Raw genomic sequence first — 14,507 nt, forward strand, 5'->3', positions numbered from 1 at the left:
GGTCAGCCGCCGCCGATTGCCTTTCATTTCGGCAGAAGATGCGCGCCCCCCATGACAGGATAGAGCGGGAGGCTGCGAAAGGCCTCCGCGTAGGGCACGCCGATCGCCTTGCCCCGAATGCCGGAAGGCGCGGTCAGCATCTCTACGTAATCGCCGCCATACATATGCCGCAGCCATTCGTCCTGGCTTTTGTGGCAGCGGATCATTTTGCTTTTCAGCTCCATCACATCCGATACGTCGACGTAAACTTCAGGCTCAAACGCGATGCCGCCGATATGATCCATGAAAAAGACGTGCGGAATCTTCGACATGGGCGGGTGCGCCGTCTCAATGAGCGGCACGGTGACGGGAATGCGGCAGTCGACCGCGATCTCGCCGCTGATCCGGTGGTCGGGATGGTAATCGCCGGCGCCGTGGACGATCATGAAATCCGGGTTCGCCTTGCGGATGGCATCGATGAAGGCGAGCCGCGTCGCGCGGTCGTGGAACAGAAATTCGTCGTCATAGCCCATCCAGTTGAGTTCCGCGCCGATTAATGCCGCGGATGCTTCCGCTTCCCGCTTGCGGATGGCGGCAATCTCTTCCCGGCTGAGCGCGGGCGAGCCGACATTGCCGTTTGTCGCAATCATAATCGTGACATGGTCGCCTCTGGCCGCGCATTTGATTAATGTGCCGGCGCACAGTCCTTCTACATCGTCGGGGTGGGCCCCGATCGCCAGTACTCTCATTTTGCAACCTCCCCCTCTCGCGTCTTGCGGTCGGGCCGTCGACAAGCCGATTTAACCATGCGCTTTTCAAGTCTGTAAACAAGGAATCGGGCAGAAGGCCAAAGAGGATAAAGTGCATCAAGGAAAGTAGAAAAAAGCTCGTATTTTAAGAAATGTCCCTTTTCTATAATAGGAAACGCAGCATCCGAACACGGCCAATTGTAAGCGCTCTACCAACTATTCTGAGGAGGCGTGATTGATGTCGGAAGAGGATCGTAGCAACAAAGGAAAGACGGAAACGAGACAGGCGATGCTGGAGGGGGATGGGGGGGCCATCTCCAGAAGAAAGCTGCTCGCCTCGCTGGGTTTCGCGGGAGCGGCCGTCGTCGCGGGCAGCTTGATTCCGAGCGGCGCGTTTGCGGCGGAGAAGGAGGGCGCATCCAAAGCGAGCGGCATGGCGGCTTGCGACCCGGACGAGCTCTGCGGCAGAGTGACGGCCATCGAGGCCGACCTTGACGGTCAGGTGCAGCTGGTCGACTATGGCGCCAACGGCAGCGCAGCGGCCGACACGGCGGCTTTGGCCTCGCTTGCCGCTTATGTAAACGCGTTTCCTAACGGCACGCAGCCGGTCGGTATCGTCGACGGCATTCCGGTTCGCGTCGGCATTAACCGCGCATCGGCGCCGCTGAAGTACACGTTTAGCGCAGGAGCCGCCTTTACGCGACCGGTGGAGCTTGTCGGCAGCGTCTCGAAGGTATTGAATTATACCGGCTCCGGCATCTTCCTGAGCATGGGGACGGACGACGGGCGCACGAGCGGCAACCTGTTCAATGACGACCATTATCTACTGGACGGCCTTCACTTCACGGGCGGGAAAAACATGTCGGCAGGCATCAGTTTTGCCCCGTTTTTCGGCCTGATGGCCAGAATAAGAAATTGCATCTTCAACCAGTTCGGCAATCCGAACAGCTGGGCGATCGAGTTTCAGGCGCAAAACTGGTGGCCGGAAATCGCGGGCTGCCGATGGGAAGCGCTGGACGACCAAGCGAAGAACTTTGTGAAGGCGATCGATGACGGCCGCAGCGGCGCATACCGCGGCTCCGGCAATACGCGCCTTAGCTTCGTCGATAACAAGTGCAAATGGCACGGTCTGCTGATCGGCGGCACCGGCATTTACACGAATGCGGTCAAGACGTTAATCAGCCGCTGCGACTTCGAAAATGCGGCCGTCGGCGTGCAGCTCGGCTCCCCCTCGATGAAGACGGAGATCGAAAATTGCTACTTCGAGCAGCCGCTGGGAGGAACCTCGATCCGATTGGGCGATCAGACACCGCAGCCTAACAACAACATCCACTTGATCAGCATTAAGGATATCTACGTAAACCTGCACGGTACCGGCAAATTTCTGGACACGGCGAACGCCAGCGTCGTCACTGCAGGCACGCAGATCGACGGCGTGACCCTTCTGCTCGGCGCAGAGCAGAGCCCGGTGCTTAACCTGAACGACCAGCCGGGCCAATATGTTCGAGTGCGCAACCTGCTGGCTTCCTATCAGCCGCTCGTGCCGGTCACCGCAAACCCCATTCACGTTATCGACGTCGACGGCGTGCACAACAGGACGGTCGTGAACGGCGCGCTCGCCGTCTCCCAGACGGGCGACAGCTACGCGATCCCGGCCAACACGCTCAAGCGGCTCGCGGATATGTGGTACGCCAAGACCGACTTCGCCTCATGTACGGCGTCCCGCGTGCTGCTGAGCAATGCCGACTTCATGCGGACCCGCAAATCGCAATATGCGCTGCGATTCACGCCCGGCGGGTCGGGAACCTATAAATCCGTTTACTTCATGGTGCCGGGCTTAAGCGAGATGGCCGGACATGTCTGCACGGTGCAGCTATTCGCCCGCGCCGCCTCCGCCGCGAATCTGCGGGTCGTCGCCCAGGCTGCCTATTCGGCCACGGCGATCGTGCCCGCGGAGATCAAAGCGGAGAACGTATCGCTCACGACAAGCTTCAAGGAATTCACGTTCCCGTTCTGGCTTGGCAATCATGCGAGCTTGAACAAGGATTCTTGGTTCATGCTCGAGCTGAGAATGCCGGATGCGCCGGCCTGGTACGAATTTACCGGCGTGCGGATCAATCACGGCGACTTCGGCCTCTGCGCGAGCAACGATTACCTCCCTGCGGGGAATACGCTTGAAGCGGTCCGGCACTATTACGAGCGCAAAGCCGTCGCCCTGACCACGACGGGAACGACCACGCTCACGGTAGATATGACGCCAAAAGCGAAGGCGCTCGCGTCCGCCGTCATGACCTTTACGACCCCCGTGAGAAGCGCGCTCGCCGGCACGGAGGTGCAGGGCGGAGCGAAGTTCAACTTCGGCAGTTCCATTACGACGCTCGACGCCGTCGTGGATTTCGATACGCAAGCCTTTCAATTCTAACAATGACAGAGGAGGAGAATTCACATGCATCCGACTTCAATCACCGGTTTTGTCCTGATTCTCATCGTAGCGCTGCTGCTGTTCGGCCCGAGCAAGCTGCCCGAGCTGGGCAAGGCGTTCGGCCGTACGCTCCGGGAATTTAAAAACGGCGCAAAGGAACTGATGCCCGATAAGGAGCCTACGCTCCGGGAAGTGCTGTCGGACGACGACGTGCGGATGGCGGCGGATCAGAGCAGGCAGCTCCAGGTTCCCAAGTAAGCCCGGCTTTGGCGCGAGAGAGGGAGCGTCTATGAACAACGCGGATATGAAGCTCGAGGATATGAAGCTCGAGGATATGAAGCTCGAGGATATGAAAAAAGCGGACATGAAGCTCTCCTTGCATCTGGCGGAGCTTCGAAAACGGCTGTTCCTGATCGTCGCTGTGCTGGCGGTTACGATGGCCGGCGGGCTGTGGATCGCGACCGATCTGATGAATTATTTGCGGACGCTGGCGCCGGCAGCCGCGATCTCCTGGCATGCCTTTTCTCCCTGGGACAGCATTCGGGTCTACATGCAGGCTGCCTTTCTCTGTTCGATCGGGGTCTCGATGCCCTTCATCCTTTATCAGCTATGGGCATTCGTCCGCCCCGGACTTCGCCCGGAAGAACGTTCGGCCGCACTCCGATATATCCCGCTGGCGACGATGCTGTTTGCGGCAGGTCTGTTCTTCGCTTACTTTGTCGTTTTCCGGTCGGCCTTCCGGTTTGCCGAGACGCTGAACGGCAGGATGGAGATGACGGAAACCTACGGCACGGCGCAGTACTTTTCATTTATGTTCAGCATTCTGCTGCCGGTTTCCCTGATTTTCGAGCTGCCTGCCGTTATGATGTTTCTCACCAAGCTGCGGCTGATTCGACCGGCCTTTCTGCGGAAGTACCGCCGTCACGCGTACTTAGGTCTGATAGCCGTCTCCACCTTTATCGCGCCGCCGGATTTCGTCTCCAATCTCCTGATCGCGGCCCCGCTGCTTTTGTTGTTCGAGCTGAGCGTCGTGCTCTCTTCTTTCATCCATCGCAGGCAGACGCTGCACGATTTGGCGACGGAATCGGCGATCGGAGATCCGGGGAGTCCGCAACCGCAAATGCAGACAGGCTGATCGGCGCCAATCGGGGTCTGTCCGTCGGAAGGATTGTCTTCCGGCGGCAGATCCTTATTTGGTAAACTTGGAGGACATTCCGTTGCAGCCGCCTGCGCGAGAGGAGAAGACGTATGCAGTTATTCACGCGTTTGGGCAATCTGTCCATCTTCCCCAAGCTGATTCTTACGTTCATCGCGATCATTCTGCCCATGTTCGGGCTCAGCATCGGCTTAAACGAACTCGGCAAGCGGGAGGTCAAGCAGCAGCTCTCCAATACGATGAACGCGCAGATCCATTACTACTTTCTTTCTCTCGAAAAGGAAATTCAGCAGATCATTCGGACGCAGATGGAAATGGTCAACGATCCGGATCTGCAGAAGCTGGTCGGATTGGGATCGATCCTGTCGGAGTACGAGAAATCGGTGTTGATCGGCAATCTGGACAACAAGCTGAGAAGCTACAGGGAGTCGAGCGTCTATATTAAAGATATCAGCCTGTACGTAAGTTCGGTATCGCACGTGGTGACGACTGCCAATACAGCACTTCATCCGGTCACGAAGGAAGCGATGGAGGAAGTCTACCAGGCGATGTTCACCCATGGATTTCCGCTGATCTATTCCAAGGATCGCCTGTATGTCAACGTGAACGAACCGGTTGCCCCGGGCTCGGGGAAGACCGTCCCCTACATGCTCCAGGTCGAATTGTCCGTGGATGCGCTTAGAACGACGCTGAACAGCTTCAACCCCGATGGAGAGACCGTGCTGTTCAATGACGCGTGGTCGATCGAAAGCGAGCAGGAAACGGGGCTATTCGCTCACGTCAAGGAACGGATCATTCCAGATCAGAAAAACACAAGCGGGCAGTCAAGCCTGCGGGTAGACAAGAAAAACTACCTCGTGTTCTACGAAAAGTCCCTGGCGCTTGACGCCGCGCTTTTATTTTATATGCCGGAAAACCGGGTGCTGGGTACGCTTAAAACGTATCAGACTTGGTCCTGGCTGCTCGTGGTCAGCTCGCTGGTCATCGTTATTATGTTTTCGTACGGCATCTATATGCTCATTCATCGCCCCCTGAGGCGATTGGTCAAGCAGTTCAAAAGCGTCGAAGCAGGCAATTTTAATGTCTTCTCCCCTCACAAGAACCAGGACGAGTTCGGCTATCTGTTCCGCCAATTCAATAAGATGGTCCAGAACTTGAAGGTGCTGATCGACGATCTTTACGTTCAGAAAATCAGGCTGCAGCATTCGGAGCTAAAACAGCTGCAAGCACAGATTAACCCGCATTTCCTCTACAACAGCTTCTTCACCCTTCATCGGCTGATCCTGAATTACGACAACGATTCCGCTGCCGTCGTCTCCAAAAACCTGGGTGAATATTTTCAATATATCACGAGAAACGCGCAGGACGAGGTTAGTCTCGCGTCCGAAATCAAGCATGCGCGCTCCTATGTGGAGATACAAAACGTAAGGTTTTCTAACCGGATCGAGACCGAGTTCGGCGGCCTGCCGATGCATCTGAACGATATCCGGGTTCCCAGGCTGATCGTGCAGCCGATTATCGAAAACGTCTATCAGCACGGGCTCGGCGATAAGGTGCAGGAAGGCCGGGTACGCATCGGCTTCGAGGAATTCGACGGAACGCTGCGGATCGGCGTGGAGGATAACGGACCCGGCCTGCAGCCGGAGGAATTGGACAAGCTGCGCAGCCGGATGAATCAAACGGACCTCGGGGGGGAGAGTACCGGGTTGATCAACGTACACCGGCGGCTGCAGCTGCGGTTCGGCGCCGAGTACGGCATCTCGATCGCGCGGAGCGAACTCGGCGGCTTGCTCGTGAACATCATCATCCCGATGGAAAGAAGGGACCAACCATGATCAGACTGCTGATCGTCGACGATGAGCCGATCATCGTCAACAGCATGTATCAACTATTCCGCGAGGCCGTCCATTTGGATATCGAGATCTATCGGGCCTATACCGTCTATGAAGCGTTGGACATTCTCCAGCAGCACCGGATCGACCTGGTGCTGTCCGACATCCGGATGCCAGGCTTAAGCGGCATCGAGCTCCAGAAGACGATTGTCGATAAATGGCCGAAGTGTCAAATCATTTTCCTGACAGGATACGACGAGTTCGAATATGCCAAGCAAGCGATCCGCAACGGCGGGGTCGCCGATTATTTGCTGAAGCACGAAGACGACGACATCATCCTGCAATCGGTGGAGAAGGCCGTCGCGTCCATCGAGAAGCAGGCGCAGACCGACAGCTACGCCCTGCAGTCGCGGGAGAAGCTGCAAATGGCGCTCTCCGCGGTGCAAAAAAACGTCCTTTTCGATCTGATCTACGGCAAGCCTGCGCCGGAGCTGCTGGCTCGTAAGTTCGCGCAATTGGAAATGCCGCTGCGCGCGGATCGGCCGGTTTACCTGTCGATCGGGCGCATGGATGCTTGGGCGTACCCCGATAACGATAAAGATCGTGAACTGCTTGCCTTTGCCGTGCAGAACGTCGTGGACGAATATTTGAGCGCCGCCGGCATCTGCGTGTCGGTCGCTTTCGGGCAGCGCCAGTTTCTCTGGCTGATGCAGCCGGAGGGGCCTCCGGAGCTTTCTGCAGCCGAGGAAGCGAATCAGGCCTGGAAGCTGCTGATGGCCAAAGTCCGGGGCTTGCTCGAGGATGCGCAGACCGCATGCAAGCAGGTGCTGAAGGTATCCGTTTCTTTTGCCATGAGCGATGAGCCAGCAGAATGGGAAGGCTTCGGCCCGCAGTTCAACTATTTGAAAATATTGCTGGGGCACGGTGGAGACGGCAAGCGCGAGCTGCTGATCCAGGAAGGAAATAAGCTCGGCGGCCTGGAGATCAATCGCAACCGAAGGTATTTTGCCGATTCGCAGCTGCTGAGGAAGCAGCTCGGACAATTGGAAGAATACTTGGAGAGTGGGCAGGAGGAGGCGTTCATGGCGCTTTACGAGCCGATCATGAACAAGGAAGCCGCTTCCTACAGCCATACCGGCTTGCTGGAGCTCTTTTATTCCATGTCCCTGTATTTGCTTTCGTATGCGAACCGCACGGGACTGCTGCATGTCCTGTCGTCCAGAATGAACATCGGCAAGATGACGCAGTACGACGCCCACGACACGTGGGACAGCGTGGTCGATTACTTCGCCGACTTCGCCCGTCTTCTGTTCGCCAACAGGCAGAGCAGCCCCGAGATGTACACCCAGCGTACGATTCAGAGCATCCACCAATACGTGCAAAATCATTTGGATCAGGAACTGACGCTGACGAATCTGGCGGCACACGTCAATCACAGCCCGGCCTACCTGTCGAGACTGTACAAGAAAGAAACCGGCGTGACGCTGTTCAACTACATTACCGATTGCCGGATGGCGAAGGCCAAGGAAATGCTCGCCGGAACCGCCATGAAAATACACAAAATCGCGACGGCCGTGGGCTACGAGTCGCCCCCGCAGTTCACCCGTTCGTTCAAAAAGTGGTTCAAAATCACGCCGCAGGAGTATCGCGACGCCCATCAGACGCTCGATCCGGACAGGAGATAACAGGAGTCAAGGAAAGTAAAAGGATGCCTGTATTTTATAACGTAGGCGCTCTCTATAATGGGGGTTAGCAACAGCACGCAAGCATTCCAAACATAAAAACGGAGGGGTTAAATGAAAACGAAAGCGAGGAAAAGCATCAGTTCGATCGCGTTGGCCAGCCTTGTTCTTACAATGGTTACGGCATGCAGCGGCAATAACGAGGCCGGCAAAACCGAGGCGTCCGCCAGCCCTTCGCCGGCTACTGGATCATCTCCGGCGAGCAGCAGCGCGCAGCCGGAGGAGAAGGCCGATCCGTTCGGCAAGATCGATCCGCCGGTCGAAGTGACGGCGGTACGCGCCGCGGCGCCGTTGAAGTTCGAGAACGGAGATACGATCGAAAACAACGGATGGACAAAGCTTTATGAAAATGAGTTGGGAATCAAGATCAAGTATCTGTGGATCTCCGATCAGTTCGAGCAAAAGATGAACGTCACGATGGTGTCGGGCAATCTCCCCGATCTGATGCCGCTGACCGGCGGGCAGTTCAAGCGGCTGGCCGAATCGGGCCAACTGGCCGATCTGTCGGAAGCGCTCGACAAATACGGCTCGGATACCGTCAAGGAGATTTATAAGAAGGATGGCGGGCTTGGTTTGCAGTCCGCGACCTACGACGGCAAGCTGCTGGCGCTGCCTTGGCTCGGAAGCTACACCGATACGGCGCCGTTGCTGTGGATTCGCACCGATTGGCTGAAAAAGCTGAACCTGCCCGAGCCGAAGAGCATGGACGACGTCCTGAAAATCGCGGATGCGTTCGTCAACCAGGACCCGGACGGCAACGGCAAGAAAGACACGTACGGCCTGGCGGCGAATAAGGACCTGTTCACCGACCTGTTCGGTCTGGACGGCTTCTTCAATAGCTACCACGCTTATCCGAGCATTTGGATCAAGGACGCCTCCGGCAACATCGCGTACGGCAGCATTCAGCCGGAAATGAAAACGGCGCTCGCCAAGCTGCAGGAGCTGTACAAATCGGGAATCATCGACCGCGAATTTGCCGTCAATAACACGGACAAAGTCGGCGAAACAGCTAATGCGGGGAAACTTGGATTAACCTACTCCGTCCACTGGCTGCCGCTGTATCTGCAAGCCGGCAAAAATCAGGATCCCGATATGGAATGGAAGGCCTACCGACTCCAGTCGATCGACGATCAGCCTGCGCAGCCGAAAGCCATTTATGCGATCAACACGTATTACGCCGTACGCAAAGGCATGGCGCATCCGGAGGCAATCGTGAAGCTGATGAACGCCGCCATGCGCATATGGCCGGAGGACAAGTATCCGGTCTCCGAAATCCAGGTGAACGGCGACGTGGAGAAGTGGAAGTATAGATTCGTCCACAACCAGAACCCGACGCAAAACCTGGACGCCTACAAGCGGGTCAACGAAGCCATCGAGAAAAACGACGAGTCGGTGCTGGATCCCAATACGGGAGAGCCTAACGTGTACAAAAACGTGAAGGCCTATCTCGGCGGCGATATGAACGGCTGGGGCTATAACGGCGTGTTCGGCGCGGAGGGCTCGCAATCGATCTATGCGCAATATGAGAAAGAGAAGGCTTATAAAATATCGGAATTTATGGATTCCTCCACGCCGACGATGACGGAAAAGGGCGTAACGCTCGGCAAGATGGAGCTCGATACCTTCACCAAGATCATCATGGGCGAGGCGTCCGTCGATACGTTCGACGCGTTCGTAGCCAACTGGAAGAAGCTTGGCGGGGACGAGGTTACGAAGGAAGTGGCAGCGTCGGTCAACAAATAAGTCGCAGTCGTTCAAAATCCTGCAAATGAAGCCGGGAGACAGTGGCCCGAGAGCCCCTTTCTCCCGCACTTGCTTCAACCGATAGACAGGAGGTTCGTTGGTATGAACTTAAGAAAACGGCTACGCGAGCTTCCCTTGCACGTCATGCTGCTGCCGGGTGTCGTTATTTTATTCGTCTACAGCTATATCCCCATGGTTGGAATCACGATTGCCTTCCAGAAGTTCGATCCGATCAAGGGCTTGTTCGGATCCGAATGGATCGGAACGGACAACTTTCGATATGTGATGCAGATGCCGGATATTGTGCAGGTGCTGTGGAATACAGTGTTCATCGCCTCGATGAAAATCGTAGCCGGACTGATCGTTCCGATTATGATCGCGCTGTTGCTTAATGAACTGAAAAACGAGTTGGTCAAACGAGGCGTCCAGACCTTAATATACTTGCCGCACTTCCTGTCCTGGATCATTCTAGGCGGCATACTGATCGATATCTTGTCTCCGTCGCAAGGCATTGTCGCGCAATTGTTCAAGGCCGCGGGACTCGAACCGATTTTTTTCCTGGGCTCGAATCACTGGTTCCCGTTCGTCATCGTCCTGTCGGATATTTGGAAAGAGTTCGGCTTTGGCACAATCGTGTTTCTGGCGGCCATTACGGGGATCAATCCCTCCCTGTACGAAGCGGCCATCATGGACGGCGCGTCGCACTGGCGCCAGACCTGGCATGTCACGCTGCCCGGCATGATGCCTATCATCGTGCTGATGGCGACATTAAGCCTCGGTAATGTCCTGAATGCCGGATTCGACCAGATCTTTAACCTCTACGGACCCGTCGTCTATCAGAGCGGCGATATCCTCGATACTTTAATTTATCGGATGGGCCTGATCGACGCGCAGTTCGGCGTAGCGACGGCCATTGGGCTGCTGAAGTCGGTCGTATCCACGATTCTCATCTCCGTTTCCTACTACATGGCGTACCGCGTCGCCAATTACCGTATTTTCTGAGAAGGGAGGCGGGCGCTTTGCATCGTCGGCTTTCGTTCGGGCGAAAGGTTTTCGTGACGGGAAATTATATATTTCTCATTGCCCTTTCCGTCCTTTGTTTGCTCCCGCTCATTCATATGCTGGCCATTTCGTTCAGCTCCAGCTCGGCCGCCGCGGCCGGTCTGATCAAGCTGTGGCCCGTCGATTTTACGCTTTCCTCCTACCGTTACATTTTGAACAAGCCGGAATTCTTCGCCTCCTTCGGCATCACGCTGGAGCGGGTGGCGCTCGGGCTCACCGTCAACATCGCCCTTACCATTCTGTGCGCATACCCCTTGTCCAAGGAAATCAAGGACTTCAAGTATCGTACGGTCTACGCCTGGTACTTCATCTTTACAATTCTGTTCGGTGGCGGCCTCATTCCCTGGTACATGACGATTAACAAGACCGGGCTGATCGATTCGATCTGGGCGCTTGTCATTCCCGGGGCGGTGCCGGTGTTCAACGTCATCCTGCTGCTCAACTTCTTCCGCGGCTTGCCGAAGGAGATCGAGGAATCCGCCTTTATCGACGGTGCGGGTCACTGGCGGGTGCTGTGGACGATGTACGTTCCGTTGTCCATGCCCTCGCTGGCGACGATCTCCCTGTTCACGGTCGTCGGCCATTGGAACGCCTGGTTCGACGGGCTCATCCTGATGAACTTTCCGGAAAATTATCCGTTGTCGACGTATTTGCAGCTGATGGTCATCAACAGCAATCCGATGAAGCTGGACATGGCCAACTTGAAGGACTTCGCCGAGATCTCCGACCGGACGACGCGCGCGTCGCAGATTTTCCTGGGCGCCTTGCCGATTTTGCTGGTGTACCCGTTTTTGCAAAAATATTTCGTGAAAGGCATCGTCCTGGGAAGCGTGAAGGGATGATGTCCAGGTGGGGGAGCTTAGCATGACACGAGTTGCTGTGATCGGTTACGGTCTTCAAATCAAGCGGCTGCTGGGCATTATGAAGCAGCAGGACGACGGCTGCGCGATCGCGGCAATCGCGGATCCTCGCAGCGAGACGATTCGCGGCGAGATGATCGCGGAGGGGGCCGATGTCTCGGGCATCCGGTTCTATGCGGATGCGGACGAGATGCTGGAGCACGGTCCCTACGATGGCGTCTGTATCGGCACCCGGTGCTCCTTGCACACGGAGATGGCGGTCAAGGTGCTGGCCAAAGGATGGCCGTTGTACGTGGAAAAGCCGATCTCGACGACGATGGCGGATCTGATCCGGCTGCGGGACGCGTACGAACGCTCGGCCAAGCCGCCTGTCGTGGTGTCTTTTCCGCTGCGGGTAACGCCGCATGTGCAGCTGGTCAAGTCGATCATCGACTCGGGCAAGATCGGCACGGTCGAGCACGTGCAGGCCGTTAACAACGTCACGTACGGCGGCGTTTATTTCCACTACTGGTACAGGAACGAGCAGGAAACGCAGGGTATGTTTTTGCAGAAGGCCACGCATGACCTGGACTATATCAGCTATGTATTGGGTGCCAATCCCCGGCAGGTTTGCGCGATGACCTCCAAGCGGATTTTCACGGGCAACAAGCCTGCGGGACTGATGTGCAAGGATTGCGAGGACCAGGACACCTGCCAGGAAAGCCCGCAAAACCTGCGCAAAGCCGGAGAAGTGCCGATCGGCGATTACTGCTGCTTCGCGGTGGACACGGGCAACGAGGACTCGGGCAGCGTGATCATTCAATACGAGAGCGGCATGCACGTCAATTACTCGCAAAATTTCTTCGTCCGGAAAAAAGCCGGCGCGAGAGGCGCACGGTTCATGGGCTATAAAGGCACGGTCGAATTCGACTGGCACAGCAGCGACGTCAAGGTCTACATGCATCATACGCCCGTCGTCGAGACGCACAGCATCGATCTGGCGGCATTCTCCGGCGGGCACGGCGGCGGCGACGACGCGCTGATCGGCAATTTCATCGACATCATGAAAGGCAAAACGGCCGTCTCGATCTCCCCGATCGAAGCGGGACTGCTTAGCGCGTTGACCTGCCTGAAGGCGAAGGCGTCCGCGGAAACGGGAACCTTTCAAGCCGTAAGCTGGCCGGACAGATAGATAGATGGATAGATGGAAAGATAGGAAGGGAAGGATCATATGGCGATTTTCAAAATAGAAGGCGGGCAGTTTCGGTTGGATGACAAGCCGCTGCGGATCTTGTCCGGCTCCATCCATTACTTCCGGGTGGTGCCCGAGTACTGGGAGGACCGGCTGCGGAAGCTGAAGGCGTGCGGGCTTAATACGGTGGAAACCTATGTAGCCTGGAACGTTCACGAACCGGAGGAAGGACGGTTCGAGTTTGCCGGCATCGCGGACCTGGTTCGTTTTATCGAGCTTGCGGGTTCGCTGGACCTGCATGTTATGATCCGGCCGAGCCCCTATATTTGCGCGGAATGGGATTTCGGCGGGCTGCCGGCCTGGCTGTTGGCGGATCCCGCCATGCGGCTGCGTTGCTATCATCAGCCGTATCTCGATAAAGTGGACCGCTACTACGATCGGCTGATCCCGCTGCTGAAGCCGCTCCTGTGCACGAACGGCGGACCGATTATCGCGATGCAGATCGAAAACGAGTACGGCAGCTACGGCGACGATACGGCGTACTTGCAGTATCTTGAGCGGGCGCTGTCGGAGAGAGGCGTGGACGTTCCGCTGTTCACCTCGGACGGTCCCGTCGACTTCCTGCTGCAGGGCGGCATGGTGCCGGGCGTGTTGGAGACGGTCAATTTCGGCGAGAAGCCCCGGGAAGCGTTCGAGATCCTGCGACAGTACCAGCAGGATCAGCCGCTGATGTGCACGGAGTTCTGGGACGGGCACTTCGACCATTGGGGTGAAACGCACCATCGGCGGGACGCGAAGGAGATCGCCGAGCTGCTGGACGAGATGCTGGGCCTGGGCGCATCGGTCAATCTGTACATGTTCCACGGCGGCACGAACTTCGGCTTCTATAATGGGGCGAACATTATGGACGACGTCTATCTGCCGGACGTGACCAGCTACGATTATGACGCACCGTTGAACGAAGCGGGCGAACCGACCGAGAAGTATTACGCGATTCGGGAGACGATTGCGAAGTATACGCAAGCCGATCCGCCTGCATTGCCTGAGCCGATCCGCAAGCAGGCCTACGGCGAGGCGACGATGACGGAGCAGGTGTCTTTGTTCGATTCGCTCGAGCGATTATCGACGCCGCAGTCGCGGACGTGTCCGGAGCCGATGGAGTCGCTGGGACAGGACTATGGCTTCATCCTCTATACGGCGCGCCTTTCCGGACCCCGGGAAGAAAACGAGCTGTTCCTTCAAGAGGTTCGCGACCGTGCGCTCGTCTTTTTCGACGGCGCGTATCTCGGGGTCATCGAGCGGGCCGACGGGGAAAAGCGGATTCGGCTCTCGGTTCCGGCAGGCGGGGGAGAGCTGCGCATTCTCGTCGAGAATATGGGCAGAACGAACTTCGGTCCGTACTTGTCGGATCGGAAAGGGATCACGGAGGGCGTCCGGTTCGGCAACCAGTATATTTACGGCTGGACCGTTCACACGCTTCCGCTGCGCGACTTAAGCGGTCTGGCCTACGGCGGCGAGGTACGGAAGCAGGAGAGTCCTTCCTTTTACAGAGGCGCTTTTGAGGTCGAAGAACCGGCCGATACATTCCTGGAATTGAAAGGCTGGAGCAAAGGCGTCGCCTACGTGAACGGCTTCAATCTCGGACGGTACTGGCATATCGGTCCGCAGCAGACGCTGTATGTCCCCGCGCCGCTGCTCCGCAAAGGCAAGAACGAGCTGGTCCTGTTCGAGCTGCACGGCGCCGATGCGCCTGTCGCGCGTCTGACGGACGAAGCGATGCTAGGGTGACGA

Annotated in this window: 11 protein-coding genes; 10 read left to right on the forward strand and 1 reads right to left on the reverse strand. The window is 57.0% G+C overall.

Annotated features, from left to right (window positions below; translation table 11 throughout):
* Positions 1-23: 23 nt before the first annotated feature.
* Positions 24-728 (reverse strand): PIG-L deacetylase family protein, encoded by a 705-nt coding sequence (locus ACFSR7_RS20645; protein WP_378164867.1) that lies wholly within the window; start codon positions 726-728, stop codon positions 24-26.
* A gap of 238 nt (positions 729-966) precedes the next feature.
* On the opposite strand from ACFSR7_RS20645, the gene ACFSR7_RS20650 reads away from it, so the two are divergent.
* The 10 genes from ACFSR7_RS20650 to ACFSR7_RS20695 all read left to right on the forward strand — a co-directional run bounded on the left by ACFSR7_RS20650 (position 967) and on the right by ACFSR7_RS20695 (position 14,504).
* Positions 967-3,150 (forward strand): hypothetical protein, encoded by a 2,184-nt coding sequence (locus tag ACFSR7_RS20650; RefSeq protein ID WP_378164869.1) that lies wholly within the window; start codon positions 967-969, stop codon positions 3,148-3,150.
* A 24-nt stretch (positions 3,151-3,174) separates the two neighbouring features.
* Complete coding sequence (tatA, locus tag ACFSR7_RS20655; protein WP_378164871.1) at positions 3,175-3,408, forward strand: twin-arginine translocase TatA/TatE family subunit; 234 nt, start codon at positions 3,175-3,177, stop codon at positions 3,406-3,408.
* Between the two features lie 31 nt (positions 3,409-3,439).
* Positions 3,440-4,285: a twin-arginine translocase subunit TatC gene (gene tatC / locus ACFSR7_RS20660; protein ID WP_378164873.1), complete on the forward strand. Its 846-nt coding sequence runs from the start codon at positions 3,440-3,442 to the stop codon at positions 4,283-4,285.
* A 113-nt stretch (positions 4,286-4,398) separates the two neighbouring features.
* Positions 4,399-6,141 carry a sensor histidine kinase gene (locus ACFSR7_RS20665; protein ID WP_378164875.1) on the forward strand — a complete coding sequence of 581 codons (1,743 nt, stop codon included), beginning with the start codon at positions 4,399-4,401 and terminating at the stop codon, positions 6,139-6,141.
* Positions 6,138-7,823 carry a response regulator transcription factor gene (locus ACFSR7_RS20670; protein ID WP_378164877.1) on the forward strand — a complete coding sequence of 562 codons (1,686 nt, stop codon included), beginning with the start codon at positions 6,138-6,140 and terminating at the stop codon, positions 7,821-7,823. The genes ACFSR7_RS20665 and ACFSR7_RS20670 overlap by 4 nt, the downstream gene beginning before the upstream one ends.
* A gap of 111 nt (positions 7,824-7,934) precedes the next feature.
* The gene (locus ACFSR7_RS20675; protein ID WP_378164879.1) at positions 7,935-9,623 is read left to right on the forward strand and encodes an extracellular solute-binding protein; all 1,689 of its coding nucleotides are present in this window, start codon (positions 7,935-7,937) and stop codon (positions 9,621-9,623) included.
* Between the two features lie 102 nt (positions 9,624-9,725).
* Positions 9,726-10,625 (forward strand): ABC transporter permease, encoded by a 900-nt coding sequence (locus ACFSR7_RS20680; protein ID WP_378164881.1) that lies wholly within the window; start codon positions 9,726-9,728, stop codon positions 10,623-10,625.
* Between the two features lie 17 nt (positions 10,626-10,642).
* Positions 10,643-11,527, forward strand: a complete 885-nt coding sequence (locus ACFSR7_RS20685) for a carbohydrate ABC transporter permease (RefSeq protein WP_378164883.1) — start codon at positions 10,643-10,645, stop codon at positions 11,525-11,527.
* Between the two features lie 22 nt (positions 11,528-11,549).
* Positions 11,550-12,716, forward strand: a complete 1,167-nt coding sequence (locus ACFSR7_RS20690) for a Gfo/Idh/MocA family protein (RefSeq protein ID WP_378164885.1) — start codon at positions 11,550-11,552, stop codon at positions 12,714-12,716.
* A gap of 39 nt (positions 12,717-12,755) precedes the next feature.
* Entirely contained in the window at positions 12,756-14,504 is a 1,749-nt protein-coding gene (locus tag ACFSR7_RS20695) for a glycoside hydrolase family 35 protein (RefSeq protein WP_378164887.1), read from the forward strand.
* The last annotated feature ends 3 nt before the right edge of the window (positions 14,505-14,507 follow it).

Source organism: Cohnella sp. GCM10020058, assembly GCF_042683485.1.
Classification (GTDB): Bacteria; Bacillota; Bacilli; order Paenibacillales; family Paenibacillaceae; genus Cohnella.

Excerpts from the sequence above, each read along its gene's own strand:
- ACFSR7_RS20645 (WP_378164867.1), bottom strand. The coding sequence starts at position 728 with ATGAGAGTACTGGCGATCGGGGCCCACCCCGACGATGTAGAAGGACTG.
- ACFSR7_RS20650 (WP_378164869.1), top strand. The coding sequence starts at position 967 with ATGTCGGAAGAGGATCGTAGCAACAAAGGAAAGACGGAAACGAGACAG.
- tatA (WP_378164871.1), top strand. The coding sequence starts at position 3,175 with ATGCATCCGACTTCAATCACCGGTTTTGTCCTGATTCTCATCGTAGCG.
- tatC (WP_378164873.1), top strand. The coding sequence starts at position 3,440 with ATGAACAACGCGGATATGAAGCTCGAGGATATGAAGCTCGAGGATATG.
- ACFSR7_RS20665 (WP_378164875.1), top strand. The coding sequence starts at position 4,399 with ATGCAGTTATTCACGCGTTTGGGCAATCTGTCCATCTTCCCCAAGCTG.
- ACFSR7_RS20670 (WP_378164877.1), top strand. The coding sequence starts at position 6,138 with ATGATCAGACTGCTGATCGTCGACGATGAGCCGATCATCGTCAACAGC.
- ACFSR7_RS20675 (WP_378164879.1), top strand. The coding sequence starts at position 7,935 with ATGAAAACGAAAGCGAGGAAAAGCATCAGTTCGATCGCGTTGGCCAGC.
- ACFSR7_RS20680 (WP_378164881.1), top strand. The coding sequence starts at position 9,726 with ATGAACTTAAGAAAACGGCTACGCGAGCTTCCCTTGCACGTCATGCTG.
- ACFSR7_RS20690 (WP_378164885.1), top strand. The coding sequence starts at position 11,550 with ATGACACGAGTTGCTGTGATCGGTTACGGTCTTCAAATCAAGCGGCTG.
- ACFSR7_RS20695 (WP_378164887.1), top strand. The coding sequence starts at position 12,756 with ATGGCGATTTTCAAAATAGAAGGCGGGCAGTTTCGGTTGGATGACAAG.